We start from the raw sequence: 21,752 nt of genomic DNA, 5'->3' as shown, positions 1-21,752 counted from the left end.
TATGAGAATTTTAGTTTTAAACTCAGGTAGCAGCTCGATAAAATTTCAACTTTTTGAAATGCAGACAAAAACAAGTCTAGCAAGCGGTCTAGTCGAGCAAATCGGTAGTAACAGCTCAAGAGCCGTGCTAAAAGCAAATGGCGAAGTTTATGAGATAAAACGCTTCATAAAAGACCACCACGACGGACTTGAGGCGATAAACGAACTCTTTACCACCTCGCATACACTGCACGATCTAAGCGAGCTTGACGGCATCGGACACAGGATAGTGCATGGTGGCGAGAGCTTTTTTAGCTCGATGATCGTTGATGAGAGCGTCATCAAAAAGATCGAGGAGATAAGCCCGCTTGCCCCACTTCACAACCCAGGGCACCTTGCTGGCATCAAAAACGCGATGAAAGAGAGCAAAAATGTGCCTCACGTGGTCGTTTTTGACACCGTTTTTCATCAAAGCATGCCAGAGTACGCCTACCGCTACGCCCTACCATACGACGTTTGCAAGACCCATCACATCAGAAAATACGGCTTTCACGGCACATCACACAGATATGTCTGTAAGCAAGCAGCCAAAATGCTAGGCATAGAGTTTGATAAATTTAACGCTATCTCGCTTCACTTAGGCAACGGCGCCTCAGCTTGTGCTGTGCAAAATGGCAAAAGTATCGACACCTCGATGGGTCTTAGCCCGCTTGAAGGTCTCATAATGGGCACAAGAAGCGGCGATATGGACCCAGCCGTAGTCATCTACCTACTAAATATCGGCGTTTTAAAGTGGAACGAGATCGATAACTTCTTAAATAAAAAGAGCGGACTTTTTGGAATTTGTGGCTCAAGCGACATGAGAGAGGTCGTAGCCAAGATGCAAAACGACGAGCGCGCAAAGCTTGCATTTGATATGTTTTGTTACCGAGTGAAAAAGTACATCGGCTCATACTACGCCATTTTGGGGCGCGTTGATGCGCTCATATTTACTGGCGGTATCGGCGAAAATGCGCCAAACACAAGGCAAAAAATTTGCGACGATCTAAAACATCTTGGCATCCACATAAACCACGAGCTAAATTTCTCTGACGTGAGAGGCGAGAGGTGCATAGATGAAGAAGGCGCTAAGATAAAAACGCTCATCATCCCAACCAACGAAGAGCTTGAGATCGCCATAGAGACAGCCAGAGTAATAAAAGAGAGAACGCTTTAAGCATGAAATTTCCACTTGACTGTAAAGATAGTTTTGAAAACTCATTTATATTTTGGCTAACTCGCTATGTCAAATTTAAACTTAGTTCGCTTTCAAACAAGGAGCTAAGAGACCCAAAAGCGCTTGCTAGTGTAAATTTTGCCCTAAGCCGCGAGATAAAAAACATAGAGCAGCTTGATGGGCTGGTAAAAAGCGCTAGAAATGCGGGGCTAACTGGCATAAATACCTACTTTAACCCACTTAAAAAGATATATGAGACGATGAAATTTTATGAGCTTAGCAGTCTAAAACAGATCGATGAAGAGCTACTAAGTGAAATTCTAGCCAGCACCACTGGCGGACTAAGTGATGCGAGCAAGAAAAACTACAGAATTTCAGTGATAAATTTCTTTGCCTTTTTAGACAAGCAAAACGAAGAAGACGGCAAGGCTCATGTTTTTGATATAAATTTAAAAAACTGGGGTGGCGTTAGTGGTAACAAAGGGCAAAAGCTGCCTGAGTTTATGGGCGAAGAGGAGGTAAAGAAATTTCTTGAAGCGATCGAGGAGAGCGACTTTAAGCAAAACTCAAACCGCAACAAGCTCATCATCAAAACTATCATTTTTACTGGAATTCGTGTGAGTGAAGCGCTAAATTTAAAGAGAAAAGATATCACCGAAGATGGCGATCTTTTTATCATTAGGATCCGTGGCAAAGGCAACAAATACCGCATCGTAATGATAAAGCGTCACCTAATCGAAGCTCATCTAAACGCAATCGCCATAAACTACATAAACAAAGAGGGCTACCTTTTTATAAATAAAAAAGGCACAAGGCTCACGCAGGCTTATGTTAGCCGTATCGTGGAGCAAATTTTATTTAAAGCAGGTATCAAAAAAGAGAAAAACGGCGCTCACATGCTGCGCCACACCTTTGCAACGATGCTTTATAAAAAGCAAAAAGACCTTGTGCTAGTGCAAGAAGCTCTTGGGCATGCAAGCCTAAACACCTCGCGAATTTATACGCACTTTGATAGTGACAAGCTAAAACTTGCTGCAAAAGTGGCTGAAGACTTGGCTGGCGAGTAAAATTTACAAAAAAGATAGAAAATGAACGCAAGTTCTGTTATAGCAATGTTACAAGATAAGCTGCCAAAAAATCATGCTCAGCTAAAAACATTAGAAGACAAGCTCAACTCTTTTGATGAAACAAAAATAAATGATCTGGTTTCAAAAATCCCACAGCTTAACTTAAAATCACCTACGATTGTCTTTTGGGTGGGTAGCTTCATCTTTGGAGTATTTGGCGTAAATCGCTTTATGATAGGACAAACTGCCCTTGGTCTAGCAAAGCTTGCTCTTTTTATTTTATATATAGTTTTTATTTTCTTATTTTCTAAGGTAATAATTTCTGTGGACGAATGGATAACCCCTGAAGAAATGCTATATTTAATGGATTTGGCTAAAACATATTCTAAGATTATCAACATTTTTGAAATTATTATAATCATCTGGTGGGTCATAGATCTTTTTATCACTGATAAGAGCGTAAGAAAGCAAAATTTAGAAAAGATATCAAAGGCGATAGACGAGTGAAATTTATCATGAAGAAAGCAGTAAAATTTTCGTGTTTATGCTTGTTTGACTAATCGTTAGAGTAAAAGCTAAATTTGCGGTAGATGTTCGCAACGCAAAATAGCTTTGCTCTAGCATTCAAGTAAATTTATCGATTAAATTTATTGCAAATAGATCAATTTCTATGCCACGAAAAAATTAGTTTAAATTTAATCTCACAAGCTTAAATTTACTTTTTAGCTGGCTCTTCAGCTTCGATAGTTTTATTCGCTTCTTGCTCTTTAAACTCTTCAAAAAGCTCATCATATCTAGCCTTTGCGTTTTCATAGACACCAGATGGCAAGGTGATGTTTAGATCGTCCCTTAGGCTTAGTACGTCATCGCAGGCGTTTTGATAGCCAAGATCGCAGCTTTTCATAAAATAGCTCACTCCAAGCTCGATATTTGAGTGCTTTTTTAGATCATTATCCATCTGCTCGTTTATCTCTTCATTTACAAACATATCGCCCAAAGCCTCGCAAGAAAGAACATCTTTTTGCTCGCAACCATCATAAAAAATTTCATACGCAGTTGCGTAGTCTCCGGTATTTCTAGCCTCGTTGCCCCTGTCGTAGTCGTCGATGTCAAAGCCTGAGGCTAAGCTTAAGATTAGAGCTAAAAAAACTATCTTTTTCATATAAAACTCGGTGCGTCATTTGAAAATAGTATAAGATCGCCAGCGTGCGTGTTTTGGGCTAAAATTTCTTGCATTTTATTCTTGTCCTTTAGGATGATGATCTTTGGTTTTACGATGTGTTTTAACAAGACTTCGGCGTTTAGTGAGCTTGTGATGATGACAAGATCGAAAATTTCATTTATCACCTTGGCTAAATTTGCATTTTGCTCTGCATCGCTCTCGACGATACCAGGCGTTAGCAGCACTTTTCTGCCAGCGTAAGTGCTTACAAGCTCGTAGCTTGCGCTCATGCCTGAGAAATTTCCATTAAAGCTATCATCGATTATCAGCTTGCCACCAGCCTCGATCTTGCTTAGGCGGTGCTCGACGTTTTTCATCTTAGATAGCGCACTATTTATCGCCTCATCGCTCATTTTTAGGTATCTTGCCACCTTGATGCAGACGGCTAAATTTGTAGCGTTAAATTTGCCAAGCAAGGGTGAAGCGTAACTCTTGCCATCAAGCATAAATGAAATTCCATCTAAATTTGCATTTATATCTTTTAGACTTTCGTCGTAAATTTCCACATTTTCGCTTGCCTCTTTTTTTGTCGAGCTATGTAAAAATGCCCTTTGCAAGCGAGTGCTTTGCAGTGCTTCAAGCTTAGTTGCACGGATATTATCAAGCGTTTTAAAATACTCTATGTGCTGAGCGCCGATCTCGCCAACGATGACGATTTGTGGATTTAGAAATTTAGTGATCTCTAGGATGTCGCCCTTTAGCCTAGCGCCTGCTTCTGCGATGTAAATTTGCGTTTGCTCGCTTAAGTTTTCGTTGATATCTTTGATGATGCCAGCCATTGTATTTACGCTACGAGGCGTTTTGTAGCAGGCAAAGCTATCTTTTAAAATTTCAAATAAGAAATTTTTGATGCTCGTTTTGCCGTAGCTTGCGGTGATCAAGATGATCTTTAGCTCTTTGTTTGCGCCCAGTTTTTTAAGCGCCTTGTTTTTAAAGCCTTGAAATTTGATTTTTTCTAAAATTTCACTAAAAAACAGGCTCACTACTAAGACAAAAAGTGGCATAGGAGCCAAAAATGCCTTGTGGATGATGAAATTTAAAGCGTAGTTTAAGATGATAGCGCAAGCAAGGATCACAAAAAAGTGCTTGATCCTAGCTGTAAAGACCAGCTTTTTATCAAGTTTTTTATGCCAAAGATAAAGAGCTGGCAAAAGCGCAAAGTAAAAATAGATAAAAAACCACTTGCCAGTCGTGCAAAACAGTACCAAAGGCACTATAAAGAAAAATACGTGCCAAGCGGGCTTTGTGAAGTGAAAGAGTACGCGCTCAGGCCTATAAGAAAACCACTGGAAGCAAGTGATCACATAAAAAGCAAGCGCAAAGATAAATAAAACTGTGCTTAGACTTAAAAATATACTCATCTTATCTCCTCGATCCCGCTCTCATCGTCATCTAATACGACATTTTTTGCTTCATTTGGCTCAAAATTTATCCCTTTTTCTATCTCGTCACTTATAAATTTAGCGTGAAGCAAAAAGAAAAAGTGATCGCCGCTAAGTGGGAAAAATGAGCTATTTTTAATAAGTCTATCTATGCTCTCGCCGCTTGTTACGGGTGTTGCCTTGTCATTTTCTCCCCAAAAGATAAAAGCCCTGCCGCCAAAGTCAGCAAAATGCTTTGTAAAATCCTCATCAACGACGTTTTTTAGGGTTTCATACATCACTCTGCTCATGCCGCTCACATCTTTTGTGGCGAAGAGTTTGTAAAATTTACCAAAGCCAAATATCTTTAAAATTTTAAAAATTGCTATCTTTGCTCGCACGATAAATGGCTTTTTGACAACTATGCCAGCAGAGCTTAAAAGCACTAGATATGGTGGTTTTAGAAGTGTTGCGACCTTGCCGCCAAAGCTGTGTCCTGCGATGATGTCTGGTTTTATTTGTAGCTCGTCACAGAAATTTGCAACGATCTTTGCGTAGTCACTTGTTCTTAAAGGCTTAAAAATAGAGCTTTTGCCAAAGCCTGGCATGTCGATATAGACGTGACAAAAGTCATTTAGATAGTGCCCAAAAGCCTTTTTCATTATCTCTTTGTTTGCGCCCCAGCCATGCAAGAAGAGCACTATCTTTTTGCATTTTGGATTTACTACTTCGTAGCTGATCTCATACTCGTCTGAGCCGTATTTGACTGCCCTACTCGCCATCATTTTCTCTCTTTTTAGCAGCGTAAATGCTCTCAAGCACGCTTACAGCCTCGCAAAGGCGCTCATACTCCTCCATATTTAAAAGGACTGCTTCAAATTTATTGTTTTTAACGATGACAGCGCGCTTTAGCTCGCTAGCTCCCACACGAGAAAGCACTGAGCTAAAATTTCTAACCACCTCGGTTGCCGTATAAATTTCATCTTTTGTAAAAGTTACCATTGTCGCTCTTTATGTAAAATTTTACGTAAAATATCACAAACTACTTTATATATCGCTAAATAGCCTAGAGCTTGCCGCTACCTTTTACCGAAGTGATCGAGTTTATAAATTTATAATCAATCTTTATCTCACGCTCTTTTGGAAGTGAGTTTGCAAGGGCGTTTAGCGTGCTCTCAAAGTCTTCAAATAGATAGTTTGCAAGGCTGCCTGGGTTTGGATTGACCTCGTTTAGATAGACTTCGCCATCTATCACGAAAAAGTCGCATCTAATGATCGCTCCGTCAAATCCGCAATCATAAATTTTAGAAAAGTTAAATTTAAGCTTTTGTTTTAGCTCTTCAGAAATTTCCGCCTCTTTTACCTTATTTTCATTTGAAAAACTTAGATATTTTTGCTCGTAGTCAAGAAATTCTTTCTTTTTTGGCTCTTCGACGATAGAAAATTTGATCTTTCCATCGATCTTGCAGCCTGCAAGGTTGTACTCTTTGACGCCTTTTATAAAGGGCTCTACTAAAACATCTTTGTCAAATTCAAACGCCACGTCTTTTGCGTAGGCAAGCTCACTATCATCATGCACGACGCTCACGCCGATGCTGCTGCCTAGCCTTGCTGGCTTTAATATAATAGGATAGTGAAATTTTGGCTCACTTTGACGAGTTAGCATCTCATAGTCAAGCGCCTTTACACCAGCCTTTTGCGCTAGAAATTTAGTAAGCTCTTTGTTGTAGCTAAGCGCGCTTGCTTCAAGCCTTGGACCTATGTATTTGACCCCGTAAAAGTCAAAAAGTGCCGCTATCTTGCCATCTTCGCCGTCCATGCCGTGGATCAAATTTATAACGACGTCACATTCAACTTTATTTGCGCCAAAAAGCGAGTGCGCGTAAAAGCCGCCCTTTGCCAAAGATAGCTTCTTTGAGTTTTTATATTTGCCAGAGCTAAAGAAATTTGCCCTCATATCTTTTTGCTCGATCAGGTAAAAGTCCCTATTTGCATCGCAAAATATAAATTTTAGCTCCTGTTTTAGGACGTTTTTTAAAACTATCGCGCTTACTATGCTTATCTCATGTTCAAAACTCTTTGCCCCAAAAATCACGCCTAAATTCATCTTTTTTATCCTTATCCTAGTTTTTTAAGTGCCTCTTTTATAAGATCGCTCGTGTTTTCACTCTTACAATCAGGCAAAATTTTCACTATCTTCTCACGCTTAAAACCAAGCGCCTCAAGTGCCAAAAGTGCCTCATTTTGGTAGCTTGGCACGCTTTCGTCGCTTATTAGTTTTGCATCACTTAGCTCGGCTATTATTCGCCTAGCTGTCTTTGGTCCGATGCCTGGCACGCTTTTAAAAGTGTCAGCGTCGCCGCTTATTATGGCGTTTGTAAATGCCTGCGAGCTAAGGCTTGAGCAAACCGCCATCGCTGTGCTAGCTCCGATGCCATTTAGCTTGATGAGCATCTCAAACATCTTTTGCTCGTTTGCGTCTAAAAAGCCGTAGAGTAAATTTGCGTCCTCTCTTATGATCTGCGTTATGGCAAGCTCGGCCTTTTCGCCTTTACTAAGTTTTGCTGAGCAAAAAAGCGAGATGAAAATCCCATAACTTACGCCGCTATTTGTCTTAAGTATGGCAAATGCAGGCTCTTTTTTTGTAACGACGCCTTCGATTGCTTTTATCATCATTTAACCTTTTGTTCCATGAAATTTATATCCGCGTAGTCTTCAAGTTTGTTTGACTTTTTGATCTTGTATTCGACCTCGCCGCCGTTATCAAATTTATCTAGCGTGATGACGTGAGCGGTCTCGTTTTGCTTCGAGATATAGGTGACATTTTGCGGAGGATCGACGATGACAAATCTTATCTCATTGAGCTCGATCCAGTTGCCTCTGTTTATCACTTTGGCTGAGAATATGCCATTTTGCATGATCTCAAGCTCATCTTTTAGATCAGCCAAAAGCTCTTTTTTCTCTTTAAATATCCTAAGCAAGGTGTTATATTCATTAACGAGCCCTTGATACTCTTTTAGCTTTTTCATAAATGTAACTGGCGGTATCACTTTGGCTTTTGAGAGCTCCTCGATCTTAGCTTTTATCGTATATATCGAGTCTTTGTTCTCGTTGATGACATTTTTCTTGCTCTCTATGTTTTTTAGAAGCGTAGCCAGCTCAGACTTGGTGCTCTCTATCTTGCTTAGCTGATCTTGCGTAGCCTCCGCACTCTCAGGCATCTTGCTGGCGTCGATGATAAATTTATTATCAGTGCCTCTTAGATATCTAACGTCAATTAGGTGCGAGGCTGTGATGGTGCAGTTTGAGCCAAGCGTGTCTATCTGGATATTTTGAGCTGTTATAGAGCCACCAACTACGCTATTTATCTTCACTCTTTTTGCTATGACAGTGCCACCTTCAAGCCTATCTATCTCGACGCTTTCAGCCTCTACCTTACCGATGTGGATAGAAATTTTGGCGTGTTTGGCGTAAATTTTAGCCTTTTGGTGCGTTTGTCCGCCGATATTTACATCATTTGCCTTGACCATCGCATTTGCGCCGACGTTTCCTTTTACCTCGATCTCATCAGCCTCCACGATGATACCAGTGCCGATAGCGTCTTTTATCGTGTCAGTCTCACGAACTACTAATGTGACGTTTGTGTCGGTGCCTGCTTGGATCGAGCCAGTCGTTTTAAAATTTGCTTCATTTATCTCTATGTGCTCTTCTATATCAAAAGAGCCGTTTTTCTCGACCACGTAGCCTGCTTTTTTAGCGATATATTTTATGCTCTCGTCATTTTCTACGCGCTCGATATTTTCGCTTATGCTTATCTCTTTTTCACTCTCTTCTTTTGGCTTTGCAACCTCTATAAGCTTGCCTCTTACGTCGCGTCCATTTGCGCCCTCGTGTGACTTTTTCTCCTCCATTATCACTTCATCTTTTGCCACGCCAAAGACAAAGCCCCTATCAGCGTAATCAACCTTATCTTCGTCTTTTAACCCATCAAGTTTATCTTTGTAGTAGTAGATGATCTTTGCATCGATCGCTTTTTTAGGGTTGATGCCCTGGGTTAAATTTAGCGTGTAGTCCTTGTCAAGCTCGCCCTTTACGTGAATTATTGAGGCGATTTGTTTTAGTTCTTCTTTTAGCTTGCCGATCCTTATGCTTATTAAAATTTGAGCTTTCATAAGCTGCTTTGCGATGTATTCAAAAAGCTTATCTTCGTAGTGCTGCTCATATTCGCACTCTTTGCTAGCTCTAACCTTTGCGATGACCTTTGTGATGGTTGAATTTACGCCGATGTCTATCTTTGGCAACTTTGGCGTGGCATTTAGTCTAACGTCAAAAAACTCCACGTCATAGACCTGCTCGATCTCTAGCGTCTCGTCGAGATAAAATGTGTTGTCATCAAAAAAGCTTAAATTTTCTTCAGGGACAAAAACTGGCTCGACGTTATCTTTGTTTTTATAGTATGTGAGGATGTTTGAAAGCCTAAAATCCACAAATTCCACCGGCACGCTATATTGTTTGCTTAGCTCTTTAAGCGATAGATAAGGCGTAGAAGTTTGAATTTGCGTTGGCGGTAAAAATCTCTCGTTTTCTTGCACGTTCTCGCTCAAATTTGATCCATTTCACATAAAATTTTGGCTCTTATTATCTCTAAAACTTTATTAAATTTGGGTTATGTAAGCTTTAAAGCATCTTTTGTTACTATTGCGTTTTTAAATTTACTAGGTGGGCGATGTTTATAAAAGGCTTTTTTTCAAACTCAGTTGGCATCATGACTTCAAGGATTTTAGGGCTTATGAGAGATCTTTTAACGGCCTCTATCCTTGGTGCTGGCATATTTAGCGACCTCTTTTTTATAGCATTTAAGATACCAAATTTATTTCGCCGTATCTTTGGCGAGGGTGCCTTTACGCAGGCATTTTTGCCAAATTTTGCAAATAGCAAGAAAAAAGCGATCTTTCAAGCTGAAATTTTCATCAAATTTCTACTTTTTATAGGCATTCTGACGCTTCTTGTAAATTTATTTACACCCTATTTTATAAAGATCATCGCAAGCGGTTTGAGCGAGCAAAATATCACAGACGCAGTGCCACTTGTGCGTATAAATTTCTACTATCTAGCCCTTGTTTATATCGTCACTTTCATGGGTGCGCTACTTCAGTATAAAGGGCACTTTGCAACGACTGCGTTTTCTACTGCGCTACTAAATTTAGCCATGATCGCTTCGCTACTTTTGGCTCGTGGCAAGAGCGAGAGCGTGGTCGCACTTTATCTTAGCTTTGGCGTCGTTGCAGGCGGCATCTTGCAGGTTTTGGTGCATCTAATCGCTATGAAATTTAACGCCTTAAATAAAATTTTTTGGGGCGGTCTAAGCGGATATTTTAAGGGCAAAAGAGCGCAGAGTAAAGGCTTTTTTATAAATTTCTACCACGGCTTACTTGGCTCAAGTGCTATGCAGATAAGCGCATTTATGGATACTTGGCTAGCTAGCTTTTTGGTAAGTGGCTCGATAAGCTACCTTTTTTATGCAAATAGAATTTTTCAGCTCCCACTTGCCATCTTTGCGATCGCACTCTCTCAGGCACTCTTTCCAAAGATCACTAGACTTTTAAAACAAAAAGATGAAGCAAACGCCCTAGTTTGGACAAAAAAGAGCTTTTATCTACTCCTTTGCGCCCTGCTAGCAGCCACGATCACAGGCGTAGTGCTAAGCGAGTTTATCATCTGGCTATTGTTTGAGAGAGGGAATTTTGTAAGGGCAAACACCATTGAATGCGCCAAGGTGCTAAGTGCCTATTTAGTGGGGCTTACGCCATTTGGACTGGCTAAAATTTTCTCACTTTGGCTCTATGCAAATATGAAGCAAAAAGAGGCAGCTAAAATTTCTATCATCTGCCTTGTGATAAATTTGATCCTAGCTGTCATTTTGATGCAGAAATTTGGAGCTGCTGGCCTTGCATTTGCAAGCTCGCTTGGGGGATTTTTACAGCTTATTTTATACGTTAGAGCCTTTGGGGCTAAGCGATTTTTAGCTATAATCGAGTCTAAATTTATAGCCGCCATCTCTATTTTGGCGGTTTTGCTCTATTTTGGTTTAACATTTTTAAAGGATATATTTAATGCGAATTTTTGATACTTCTAAAAGAGAAAAGGTTGAGTTTAGCCCTATTAAAGATGGCGAGGTAAGCATCTACCTATGTGGTCCAACGGTCTATGACGATGCGCATTTGGGACATGCAAAGTCAGCCGTTAGCTTTGATCTTTTAAGAAGGGTCTTAAAAGCGCTTGGCTGCAAGGTCAAATTTGCAAGAAACTACACCGACATCGACGATAAAATTTTAAATAAAATGGCGCAAACTGGCCAAAGCCTAGAGGAGATCACAAACAAATATATAGCGCATTATGAGAGCGACATGGGTGCTTTAAACGTGCTTGATCCAGACTTTAAACCAAAGGCTACGCAGTGCTTGGAGGCGATCATTAGCTACATCAAAGTGCTTATGGATAGAGGTGTAGCGTATAAAACCAGCGATGGAATTTACTTTGACACAAGCAAGGATAGTGGATATTTTAGCATTAGCGGCAAGGACAATAACACCGATCTAATCGCGCGCGTGGCAAGTTTTGGCGAGAAAAGAGATGAAAAAGACTTTGTGCTTTGGAAATTTGACGAGAAATGGTACGAGAGCCCATTTGGCAAGGGTCGCCCTGGCTGGCACACCGAGTGCGTAGCGATGATAAGGGAGTTTTTAAGCGACAAAGAAAATGATAAATTTGAGATCGACATCCACGCTGGAGGCATCGACCTACTCTTTCCGCACCACGAAAACGAGGCAAGCCAGTGCAGATGTGCCTATCACAAGAATTTGAGCAAATACTGGATGCACAATGGCTTTATAAAAGTAAATAACGAAAAGATGAGCAAGAGTCTAAATAACAGCTTTTTCGTAAAGGACGCCCTAAAAAACGTTCATGGCGAAGTGCTTAGATATTACTTGCTTACGAGCCATTACAGAGCGCATTTTAACTATTCAGATGAAGATCTAGTAGCTTCAAAAAAGAGACTTGATAAAATTTACCGCCTCAAAAAAAGGGTTGATGGCGTGCAAGCAGGGCCAGCAAATGAGAGTTTTAAAAGTGAGCTACTTGAGGCGCTAAGTGATGATCTAAACGCTTCAAAAGCACTTGCAAGCGTCGATGAGTTTGTAAAAACGGCCAATGAAAGACTTGATAACAACCCAAAAGATAAAGCTTATAAGGCCGAAGTGGTGGCAAATTTAGAGCTGATAGGCGAAATTTTAGGCATTGCTGTCACAAACTATGTGGAGTATTTTCAGTTTGGCGTAAGTGACGAGCAAAAAGAGCAGATAAAAAGGCTTCTTGATGAGCGCGCGGTAGCTAAAAAAGAGAGAAATTTTGCAAGGGCTGATGAGATAAGAGATGAGCTAGCAAAAATGAATATCTCTATCATGGATACGCCAAATGGCGCAGTTTGGGAGAGAAATAATGAATAATTTTGGCTTAAAAGATGTGCTAAAGCGCTTTGGTCCTTACTTTAAAGACTATATCCCACACTTCATCTTTGCCATCATCGGCATGGGGCTTGCCAGTGGCGGAACGGCGGTAAGTGCCTATCTTGTGGAGCCTGTGCTAAATAAAATTTTCGTTGAGAAAAACGAAAAGCTACTTTACATCTTGCCTTGCGCCATCATCGCGATCTACGTTATAAAGAACATCGGAACCTTCATGCAGGCCTATTTTACGGCATATATCGGGCAAGATACGATTAGAAGATTTCGCGAAAAGATGGTTGCAAACCTTTTAAATTTAGATATGGATTTTTTCAATGAATTTAGAACTGGCGAGCTAATCAGCAGAACAACAAACGACATCGACCGCATAAGATCGATAGTCTCAAGCATGATCCCTGAACTTACGAGGGAATTTATAACCATCATCGGACTTCTTTGCGTCGTCATCTATCAAAGTCCAAAGCTGGCATTTTTCGCTCTTGTCGTCATGCCAGTAGCGATCTATCCGATCTCACGCCTTGCTAAAAGGATGAAGAAAATTTCAAAGCAGTCGCAAGAAAAAACATCAGACATCACATCTGCGCTTAGTGAAATTTTTACAAATATCGAGATAATCAAAGCAAATAATGCCCAAGAATACGAGCATTCACGCTTTGTTGATGAAAATAATAAATTTTTTAGGCTAAATTTAAAAAGCGTCAAGATCGAGCAGCTAGTAAGCCCGCTAATGGAGACCATAGGCTCGATAGGTGTGGCAGCTGTTATCATCATAGGCGGCAAAGACGTCATCGACGGGCATATAAATATGGGCGCATTCTTTTCATTTTTAACAGCGCTTTTTATGCTCTACACCCCGCTAAAACGCATCGTAAATATCTACAATAAGATGCAAGATGCCATCGCAGCGAGCGAGAGGACGTTTTTCTTGATGGATAAAGTAAGCCAGATAAAAGATGGCGAAAATGAGCTAAATGAAGAGATAAATTTGATCAAATTTAACAATGTCCGCTTAAGCTACGGCGACAAAGAGGTCTTAAAAGGGATAAATTTAGAGGCTCGCAAGTCAGAATTTATAGCCCTTGTTGGCTCAAGTGGCGGCGGAAAAAGCTCGCTTATGAATTTGCTTATGAGATTTTACGACGTAAATGACGGAGAAATTTTGATAAATGGCATAAATTTAAAAGATATCAAAATTCACTCACTTCGCCAAAATATCGGCCTTGTAACCCAGCGCGTCTATATCTTTAACGACACAGTTGCTAAAAACGTAGCTTACGGCAGAGAATTTAACGAAGATGCCGTGATAAACGCACTAAAACTGGCTAATGCTTATGAGTTTGTAAGCAAGCTTGATGATGGCATAAACACTATCTTAAATGAATTTGGCACCAACCTCTCAGGCGGTCAAAGACAGCGCATCGCCATAGCAAGAGCGCTTTATCAAAACCCACAAATCCTCATCTTTGACGAGGCTACTTCTGCACTTGATAATGAGAGCGAAAAAGAGATCACAAAAGCGATAAATAATCTAAGAAGCAAAAAGATCATCTTTGTCATCGCTCACCGCTTAAGCACGGTTGAAAATGCCGATAAGATCGCAGTTTTGAGTGATGGCAAGATCATTGATAGTGGAAGCGACGAGGAGCTTAGTAAGAGAAATGAAATTTATGCAAGGCTTAAGGGCAAAGCCTTAGTTTAAGGCGATTTTTGCTAAGATTTGCAGAAATTTTAGGCATTTTAAAGAGGTTAAAATGAGCTTAAACTACAATACTTTAAAATCTATATTTTTCAAATTTGATCCTGAAACTGCCCACAAGATCGCTGAAGTAGCGATGGTCGGGGCAAATAAAATCTTCCCTGGCTCGCTAAGCTTTTTGGCGCACAAATGCGTGGTCGATGACAACGCGCTAAAACAAAATTTATTCTCAAGCACCTACCACAACCCAGTTGGCATAGCTGGTGGCTTTGATAAAAACGCCACGATGTTTGAAGCGCTCACAGCTCTTGGGTTTGGACATTTAGAATTTGGCACATTTACACCAAAACCACAACCTGGCAACGCAAAACCAAGGCTTTTTAGGCTCATAGACGAAGAGAGCATCCAAAATGCGATGGGCTTTAACAACGAAGGCTGCGAGGCTATCAAAAATAGAGTAAAAAAGATCTATCCTTTTACCATACCAATCTGGGCAAACATCGGTAAAAACAAGGTTACACCAAACGAAGATGCGATAAAAGACTATGAAATTTTAGTAAGAGAATTTAGTGAAATTTGCGACACATTTGTCATAAACGTCTCATCGCCAAACACACCAAATTTAAGGGCTTTGCAAGATGAGAGCTTTATAAAAGAGCTTTTTAGCGTCATTTTGCCACTTACTAAAAAGCCCATCATCTTTAAGATAGCTCCTGACATGAGCCACGAAGATGCGATCAAACTTTGTAGCTGTGCGGTAGAAAACGGCGCTAGCGGCGTGCTTGTTTCAAATACAAGCGTTGATTATTCGCTCTCTCACTCGTCAAATTTAAAGGATTTTGGCGGACTAAGCGGCAAGGTGATCGCCAAAAAGTCAAAAGATATCTTTAAAGCCGTGGCAGATGAGCTTTATGGCAAGACAACGCTTATCGCATGTGGCGGCATAGATAGCGGTGCAGAGGCCTATGAGCGCATAAAAATGGGAGCAAATTTGGTCCAAATTTTTACAAGTTTTATCTTTAAAGGGCCGATGATCGCAAGAGATATAAATTTAGAAATTTTAGAGCTTTTAAAAAGAGATGGCTTTGCCTCTATCAGCGAAGCAGTCGGCGCAAATGTTAAAAAATAGAGGGCAAGAGATTGATAAAATTTAATAAATTTAAACTAGAAAATGGACTTGAAATTTATCACGTACCAGTAAATCCTGGCTCAAAAGTGATAAGCGTCGATGTTTTTTATAAAGTTGGCTCCAGAAACGAAGTGATGGGCAAAAGCGGCATCGCTCACATGCTAGAGCATCTAAATTTCAAATCAACCAAAAACTTACGCGCAGGCGAGTTTGACGAGATCGTAAAGGGCTTTGGCGGCGTAAATAACGCAAGCACGGGCTTTGACTACACTCACTACTTCATAAAAGCATCAAATGAAAATTTAGACAAAACGCTTGGTCTTTTTGCCGAGCTTATGAAAAATTTAAGCCTAAAAGATAAAGAATTTCAGCCAGAGCGCGAGGTGGTGCACGAAGAGCACAGGTGGCGAACAGACAACAACCCTATGGGATACCTCTACTTTAGGCTCTACAACCACGCATTTATCTACCACTCATACCACTGGACGCCAATAGGTTTCATAAAAGATATCGAAAACTGGAAGATCGCTGATATAAAAGAATTTCACGCTACGTATTATCAACCAAAAAACGCCATTTTGATGATAAGTGGCGACATCGGCAAAGATGAGGCATTTAAGCTGGCTAAGAAAAACTTTAGCGGCATAAAAAACAAAAGAGCTATACCAAAACTACACTGCAAAGAGCCTGAGCAAGACGGCGCAAAAAGAGCTATCATCTACAAAGATAGCCAAACGCAAATGCTAGCGATCGCTTATAAAATTCCAGACTTTAGGCATGCTGATCAAGTGGGGCTAAATGCGATAAGCGAATATCTAGCCACCGGCAAAAGTTCTATCTTACAGCAGCGCCTTGTCGATGAACTCATGCTTGTAAATCAAATTTACGCTTACAATATGAGCTGCGTTGATGAAAATTTATTTATATTTTTAGCAGTTTGCAACCCAGACGTCGAGGCTAGCGCAGTTGAGACTGAAATTTTAAAGATCATAGATGATCTAAAGAGAAAGCCAATCGACAAAGAGGACGTTTTAAGAGTTAAAAATTTGATAAAAACTGATTTTATCTACTCATTTGAGAGCGCGAGCAAGGTGGCAAATTTATACGGCTCATACCTTGCTAGAGGCGATATAAAGCCACTTTACGAGCTTGAAAAAAATATAGATAGGATAGATGCTAAGCTTTTAAAAGAGATAGCAAATAGATATTTCAATGAAAAAACTAGCACGACAATAATCTTAAAAAAGGAATAGACGTGAAAAATTCGCTTCAAGGTGCGATGACAGCACTAGTTACGCCATTTAAAAACCAAAAAATAGACGAAGTCAGTTTTGAGAAACTGATAAAAAGACAGATAAAAAACGGTATAGACGTCGTTGTGCCAGTTGGAACTACTGGTGAGAGCGCTACTCTAACGCATGATGAGCATAGAATTTGCATCGAGATCGCAGTAGATGCATGTAAAGGCACAAATGTCAAGGTGCTCGCTGGAGCTGGTAGCAACGCCACTCACGAGGCCATCGATATCGCTAAATTTGCTCAAGCTCACGGCGCTCACGGTATCTTATCAGTCGCTCCTTACTACAACAAACCAACGCAAGAAGGGCTTTACGAGCACTACAAAGCTATCGCAAATAGCATAGAAATTCCAGTGCTTCTTTACAACGTCCCAGGCAGAGTTGGCGTAGATATCTTGCCAGCGACCGTTTTTAGACTTTTTAAAGATTGTAAAAATATTTTTGGCATCAAAGAGGCAACAGGCAGCATCGATAGATGTGTCGATCTGCTAGCTCACGAGCCTGATTTGGTGGTTATTAGCGGTGAAGATGCGATAAACTACCCTATCCTATCATATGGTGGCAAGGGCGTCATCTCGGTCACTGCAAACCTCTTACCAGATCAAATTTCACAGCTTACGCACCTTGCGATGAGCGAAGAGTATAAAAAAGCAAAACTGATAAATGACAACCTCTATACGATCAATAAAACACTCTTTTGCGAAAGCAACCCGATACCGATCAAAGCGGCGATGTATCTAGCTGGGCTGATCGACACTTTGGAGTATCGCTTGCCACTTTGCAAACCGAGCAAAGAAAATTTCAAAAAGATAGAAGAAGTTATTAAAAATTACGAAATAAAGGGATTTTAATGAAGGACACACTAAACGAATTTAAAGGTAAAACGCTAGTCATCAGTGGAGGCACTAGAGGCATCGGCAGAGCTATAGTCGAAGAATTTGCAAAAGCTGGCGTAAATATCGCTTTTACCTACAACTCAAACGAGGAGCTTGCCAAAGAGCAGGCAAAAGAGCTTGAGGCTACCTACAAGATAAAAGCTAGAGCCTACGCGCTAAACATCCTTGAGCCAGAGACTTATAAGGAGCTATTTTTAAAGATAGATGAGGACTTTGACAGGATTGATTTTTTCATCTCAAACGCTATCATCTCAGGTCGCGCAGTGGCTGGCGGATACACTAAATTTATGAAGCTAAAGCCAAGAGGTATAAACAATATCTTCACAGCAACTGTAAATGCCTTTGTTGTAGGCGCACAAGAGGCTGCAAAACGCATGGAAAAAGTGGGCGGCGGCAGTATCATTAGCCTAAGCTCAACTGGAAATTTAGTCTATATCGAAAACTACGCAGGTCACGGCACAGCAAAAGCAGCCGTTGAAGCGATGGCAAGATACGCTGCGACCGAGCTTGGCGAGAAAAACATCCGCGTCAATGTCGTAAGCGGCGGCCCCATCGAGACAGATGCGCTAAGAGCCTTTACCAACTACGAAGAGGTGCGCGATATGACGGCAAAGCTTAGCCCGCTAAACCGCATGGGACAGCCTGCTGATCTAGCTGGAGCATGTCTATTTTTATGCTCGTCTAAGGCTAGCTGGGTGACTGGACATACATTTATAATAGATGGTGGCACGACTTTTAAATGAGAGTGAAATTTCTAGGCATAAAGGCATATTTGTGAGCTTAAATTTACCAAATTCACTGGCATTTTTTAGGATATTGCTAGCTCCGCTTATGTTTTTTATGCTCGTAAATGCACCAGAAATTTTTACGCAAATTCATATAAGCTGGATAAACTACTTCGCAGCTCTCATCTTTGTGATCGCCTCGGTGACTGACTTTTTTGATGGCTACATCGCTAGAAGCTGGGATCAAAAGACCAAACTAGGCGCTATCCTTGACCCACTAGCTGATAAGATGCTGATTTTGGCTGCATTTTTAGGCCTTATGATGCTTGGCAGAGCGAGCGCTTGGGCTGTTTATCTTATCTTGGTAAGAGAGTTTTTTATAACTGGCTTTCGTGTCGTGATGGCAAGTGACGGCGTCGAAGTCGCAGCTTCGATGGCTGGCAAGGTTAAAACCGTTTCGCAGATGTTTGCGGTTGGATTTTTACTGATGAGCTGGCCTGGTGGCGAGCTTTTGCTCTGGATAGCTGTTGCACTCACGCTTTATTCTGGGTTTGAATACATTTTTGCCTACGTAAAAGCGATGAAAAAGAGTTAAATTTGAGAACCGGAAACGCTATAATCTATCTAGCTAGCTTCGTCGTGGTCGCGGCGGGACTAAAGACTGCTAGCGTCGTCGTGCTACCGTTTTTGATGGCGGTTTTTATCGCTATCGTGGCGACGCCTGCGATAAATGCGCTCGAAAAGCTCAAATTTCCGCGCGTTTTAGCCTTCGCGCTAGTTACGGCGGTGGTGTTTTTGTCGCTGGGATTTATCGCAAACACCGTGATAAAGACGATAAACGGGCTAGTTAGCTACATGCCCGAGCTTCAGAGCAAATTTAAAGCCCTTGCCGATCATTACCACCAGATGCTAGCGAGCCGCAGCCTAATCGATCCCGAGAGCATCGCCGCGCCCGCAGACTTTGATATAAATAAAATTTTTGCCGTGCTGGGCGGATTTTTAAGGAGCGGCACCGAGCTCGTTTCAAAGAGCTTTTTCGTCTTTTTGCTCGTTACTTTTATGCTTTTTGAAGTGCAGGTATTTTCTCAAAAAGTCGAGTATTTTGCGAGCAAAAATCCGCAAACGAACCAGATCGTAGATACGTTTATATCAAATCTCAAGCGCTATCTCGCGATCAAGTCCGCAGCGTCGTTTGCGACAGGCGTTTTTATATTTATCGGGCTAAATTTTATCGGCGTGCCCTACGCGCCGCTTTGGGGTATTTTAGCTTTCGTGCTAAATTTTATCCCGACGATCGGCTCTATTATCGCGGCCGTCTCGGCGCTTTTGGTGGCGCTTTTGCTAAACGACGCAGCCTCTTGTGCTTGGACTGCGGCGCTATATCTAGCCGTAAATATCGTCATCGGCAACTTTATCGAGCCGAAATTTCTAGGCAAAGGCCTTGGTATAAGCACGCTTGTGGTGCTTTTGAGCCTACTTTTTTGGGGATTTTTGTTCGGCATCGGCGGTATGTTTTTAGCAGTACCGCTTACCATGAGCCTAAAGATCGCGCTTGACGCAAACCCGAGCACGAAATTTATCGCCGTTTTGCTCAGCAATAAACTCGAGCGGTAAAATCAAATTTAAAGGTAAGTTTTGAAAGGCATTCTCTTCACGCTGGCTCTGCTTTGCCTTGGGCTTTATGCGTATTCGTTTTATTTTTTAGTGACCGTTTTAGCCATTAGTTTTCTCATATTTTTCCACGAGCTTGGCCACTTTTTAGTAGCAAGAATGCTCGGCGTCAAAGTAAATACCTTTAGTATCGGCTTTGGCGAGAAAATTTACACCAAAAACGTTGGCGGCACCGACTACTGCCTAAGCGCGATCCCGCTTGGCGGATACGTGCAGCTAAAAGGGCAAGACGACACCGACCCAAAGGCCAAAAACTACGACGCTGACAGCTACAACGTGCTAAGTCCCATAAAACGCATTTACATCCTTTTTGCAGGGCCATTTTTTAACTTTATCCTAGCTTTTTTTATATACATTTTGCTTGGATTTATCGGCATTGAAAAACGTGCGCCGATAGTTGGATATATAGTTGAAGGCTCGGCAGCTGAGAGCGCTGGCATAGCAGTAAACGATAAAATTTTAGCGGTAAATGGCGTCAAGATAAACGAGTGGGATGATATTAGTAAAAACGTAAAGCTTGAACCTAGCGCCATTTTGATAGACCGCAACGGCTCGTCAATAACCATAAATTTAACACCAAAGATAGGCGAGACGATAAATCCTTTTAATGAAAAGATTCAGCAACCTCTAATCGGCATCAAGTCAAATGTCGAAGTGGTGAAAATTTATCACACAGGTTTAGAGAGCCTAAAATTTGCCTTTGGCGAGACAGTTGAGGCTTCAAAGCTCATCTTTAAAAGCTTTGAAAAGCTAGTCGTTGGAGATATACCACTAAAAGAGGTCGGAGGCATCGTGCAGATCGCCGATGTCACTTCAAAGGCCGCTAAGATCAGCCTTAGCGTGCTCCTAACCATCGTAGCGCTCATCTCTGTAAATTTAGGTGTTTTAAATTTATTTCCTATCCCTGCGCTTGATGGCGGGCACATTTTATTTAACATTTATGAACTAATTTTTAGACGCGAGATAAATGAGCGAGTGCTTGTTACGCTTACCTACTGCGGCTGGGCGCTGCTGCTTGGAATAATGGTGCTCGCGACCTTTAATGACATTATGAGATTAAGCGGAGGTTTATGATGATAGTTTTAAAAGAGCTACTTGAAAAGATAGAAAATTTAAGCAAAGATGTGACGCTTATAGCCGTTAGCAAAAATGTGACATGCACTGAAGTGAGGGAGCTTTACGCACAAGGGCAGAGAAATTTTGGCGAAAATAGAGTCCAGGAGCTAGCCAAAAAAGAGCTAGAGCTGCAAGATTTCACTGACATCAAATGGCACATGATCGGCCGCCTGCAAAACAATAAAATCAATCAAATGATAAACCTAAAGCCAGTGCTTTGGCAAAGCTGCGATAGCTTCGAAAGAGCCGTGGAGGTTGATAAAAGGCTTAGCTACAAGCTAGATACTTTGCTTCAGATAAACTCGGCCGATGAAGATACAAAACAAGGTGTCAGCGTCGCAAATGCGGCTGAAATTTATGAGCGCATCCAAAGCGAGTGCAAAAATATAAATTTAAAAGGCGTGATGAGCATCGGAGCGCATGTGGATGAGCCAAAAGAGGTGCAAAAGAGCTTTGAGCTAACATATAAAATTTACGAGAGCCTAAAACCAAAAGGCGCAACTATCTGCTCGATGGGCATGAGTAGCGACTTCGAACTAGCGATAAAATGTGGCTCAAATATGATTCGCCTTGGAACGATGCTATATCTATAAATTTGTCCCTTAAATTTTTGCCATTTTAGAAATATTTGCTAAATTTTAAAATTTGAGCTGACATACACGGCTTTAAGTTTAAATTTTAATGAAATCTCTGCATGCAGTGTGAAGCAAAGTTTAAACCCCCTTATCTCCATTTTTAGGTAAGTTTAATAAATTTTAAAATCTTACTCACTCGCCTTAGCAACTTACCAAATTCAGGTCTCGTTGCCACTTGCCACTAAATTTGGAAGCGTGATATGCTCGTTCATAAA

The 21,752-nt window shown here is 41.1% G+C and carries 21 protein-coding genes; 14 read left to right on the top strand and 7 right to left on the bottom strand.

Going from position 1 to position 21,752, the window contains the following annotated elements:
- Position 1 precedes the first annotated feature (1 nt).
- The 3 genes from UNSWCS_RS05185 to UNSWCS_RS12340 are packed head-to-tail and all read left to right on the top strand — an operon-like array spanning position 2 to position 2,769.
- Entirely contained in the window at positions 2-1,195 is a 1,194-nt protein-coding gene (locus tag UNSWCS_RS05185; RefSeq protein ID WP_021087626.1) for an acetate kinase, read from the top strand.
- Positions 1,196-1,197: 2 nt separating this feature from the next.
- A complete protein-coding gene (locus UNSWCS_RS05180) occupies positions 1,198-2,262 on the top strand; it encodes a tyrosine-type recombinase/integrase (protein WP_021087606.1) in 1,065 nt (354 codons plus the stop codon).
- Positions 2,263-2,283: 21 nt separating this feature from the next.
- A complete protein-coding gene (locus tag UNSWCS_RS12340; RefSeq protein WP_051267827.1) occupies positions 2,284-2,769 on the top strand; it encodes an NINE protein in 486 nt (161 codons plus the stop codon).
- Between the two features lie 208 nt (positions 2,770-2,977).
- On the opposite strand, the gene UNSWCS_RS05170 is transcribed toward UNSWCS_RS12340, so the two are convergent.
- The 7 genes from UNSWCS_RS05170 to UNSWCS_RS05140 form a co-directional block, all read right to left on the bottom strand.
- Positions 2,978-3,424, bottom strand: coding sequence for a hypothetical protein (locus tag UNSWCS_RS05170; RefSeq protein ID WP_021087628.1), 447 nt, complete (start codon positions 3,422-3,424; stop codon positions 2,978-2,980).
- Positions 3,421-4,845, bottom strand: a complete 1,425-nt coding sequence (locus UNSWCS_RS05165) for a Mur ligase family protein (protein ID WP_021087615.1) — start codon at positions 4,843-4,845, stop codon at positions 3,421-3,423. The genes UNSWCS_RS05170 and UNSWCS_RS05165 overlap by 4 nt, the downstream gene beginning before the upstream one ends.
- On the bottom strand, positions 4,842-5,627 hold the full coding sequence (locus tag UNSWCS_RS05160; protein ID WP_021087608.1) for an alpha/beta fold hydrolase: 786 nt from the start codon (positions 5,625-5,627) through the stop codon (positions 4,842-4,844). The genes UNSWCS_RS05165 and UNSWCS_RS05160 overlap by 4 nt, the downstream gene beginning before the upstream one ends.
- On the bottom strand, positions 5,617-5,847 hold the full coding sequence (locus UNSWCS_RS05155; RefSeq protein WP_002942153.1) for a type II toxin-antitoxin system Phd/YefM family antitoxin: 231 nt from the start codon (positions 5,845-5,847) through the stop codon (positions 5,617-5,619). The genes UNSWCS_RS05160 and UNSWCS_RS05155 overlap by 11 nt, the downstream gene beginning before the upstream one ends.
- 64 nt (positions 5,848-5,911) lie before the next feature.
- Entirely contained in the window at positions 5,912-6,952 is a 1,041-nt protein-coding gene (locus tag UNSWCS_RS05150; protein WP_021087634.1) for a D-alanine--D-alanine ligase, read from the bottom strand.
- An 11-nt stretch (positions 6,953-6,963) separates the two neighbouring features.
- Positions 6,964-7,518, bottom strand: a complete 555-nt coding sequence (gene ruvA / locus UNSWCS_RS05145; protein WP_021087610.1) for a Holliday junction branch migration protein RuvA — start codon at positions 7,516-7,518, stop codon at positions 6,964-6,966.
- A complete protein-coding gene (locus UNSWCS_RS05140) occupies positions 7,518-9,449 on the bottom strand; it encodes a flagellar assembly protein A (RefSeq protein ID WP_021087616.1) in 1,932 nt (643 codons plus the stop codon). The genes ruvA and UNSWCS_RS05140 overlap by 1 nt, the downstream gene beginning before the upstream one ends.
- A 122-nt stretch (positions 9,450-9,571) precedes the next feature.
- On the opposite strand from UNSWCS_RS05140, the gene murJ reads away from it, so the two are divergent.
- The 11 genes from murJ to UNSWCS_RS05085 are packed head-to-tail and all read left to right on the top strand — an operon-like array spanning position 9,572 to position 21,495.
- Positions 9,572-10,972 (top strand): murein biosynthesis integral membrane protein MurJ, encoded by a 1,401-nt coding sequence (gene murJ / locus UNSWCS_RS05135; protein WP_021087631.1) that lies wholly within the window; start codon positions 9,572-9,574, stop codon positions 10,970-10,972.
- A complete protein-coding gene (cysS, locus tag UNSWCS_RS05130; RefSeq protein WP_021087621.1) occupies positions 10,959-12,353 on the top strand; it encodes a cysteine--tRNA ligase in 1,395 nt (464 codons plus the stop codon). Before murJ ends, cysS begins: the two co-directional genes overlap by 14 nt.
- Positions 12,346-14,070: an ABC transporter ATP-binding protein gene (locus UNSWCS_RS05125; protein WP_021087599.1), complete on the top strand. Its 1,725-nt coding sequence runs from the start codon at positions 12,346-12,348 to the stop codon at positions 14,068-14,070. The genes cysS and UNSWCS_RS05125 overlap by 8 nt, the downstream gene beginning before the upstream one ends.
- 52 nt (positions 14,071-14,122) lie before the next feature.
- Entirely contained in the window at positions 14,123-15,196 is a 1,074-nt protein-coding gene (locus UNSWCS_RS05120; RefSeq protein WP_002942182.1) for a quinone-dependent dihydroorotate dehydrogenase, read from the top strand.
- Between the two features lie 11 nt (positions 15,197-15,207).
- Positions 15,208-16,449, top strand: coding sequence for a M16 family metallopeptidase (locus UNSWCS_RS05115; RefSeq protein WP_021087632.1), 1,242 nt, complete (start codon positions 15,208-15,210; stop codon positions 16,447-16,449).
- A gap of 26 nt (positions 16,450-16,475) precedes the next feature.
- On the top strand, positions 16,476-17,345 hold the full coding sequence (gene dapA / locus UNSWCS_RS05110) for a 4-hydroxy-tetrahydrodipicolinate synthase (RefSeq protein WP_051267829.1): 870 nt from the start codon (positions 16,476-16,478) through the stop codon (positions 17,343-17,345).
- Positions 17,345-18,133 carry an enoyl-ACP reductase gene (locus UNSWCS_RS05105; protein ID WP_021087614.1) on the top strand — a complete coding sequence of 263 codons (789 nt, stop codon included), beginning with the start codon at positions 17,345-17,347 and terminating at the stop codon, positions 18,131-18,133. Before dapA ends, UNSWCS_RS05105 begins: the two co-directional genes overlap by 1 nt.
- Positions 18,134-18,164: 31 nt before the next feature.
- Positions 18,165-18,710, top strand: coding sequence for a CDP-diacylglycerol--glycerol-3-phosphate 3-phosphatidyltransferase (pgsA, locus tag UNSWCS_RS05100; protein WP_035143555.1), 546 nt, complete (start codon positions 18,165-18,167; stop codon positions 18,708-18,710).
- 20 nt (positions 18,711-18,730) lie between these two features.
- Positions 18,731-19,729, top strand: a complete 999-nt coding sequence (locus tag UNSWCS_RS05095; RefSeq protein WP_414531020.1) for an AI-2E family transporter — start codon at positions 18,731-18,733, stop codon at positions 19,727-19,729.
- Between the two features lie 21 nt (positions 19,730-19,750).
- Positions 19,751-20,860: an RIP metalloprotease RseP gene (gene rseP / locus UNSWCS_RS05090; RefSeq protein WP_021087601.1), complete on the top strand. Its 1,110-nt coding sequence runs from the start codon at positions 19,751-19,753 to the stop codon at positions 20,858-20,860.
- A complete protein-coding gene (locus UNSWCS_RS05085) occupies positions 20,857-21,495 on the top strand; it encodes a YggS family pyridoxal phosphate-dependent enzyme (RefSeq protein WP_021087603.1) in 639 nt (212 codons plus the stop codon). The genes rseP and UNSWCS_RS05085 overlap by 4 nt, the downstream gene beginning before the upstream one ends.
- Positions 21,496-21,752 lie beyond the last annotated feature (257 nt).

The organism is Campylobacter concisus UNSWCS, assembly GCF_000466685.1.
Lineage (GTDB): Bacteria > Campylobacterota > Campylobacteria > Campylobacterales > Campylobacteraceae > Campylobacter_A > Campylobacter_A concisus_A.
This window is presented reverse-complemented; position numbering and strand designations above follow the sequence as displayed.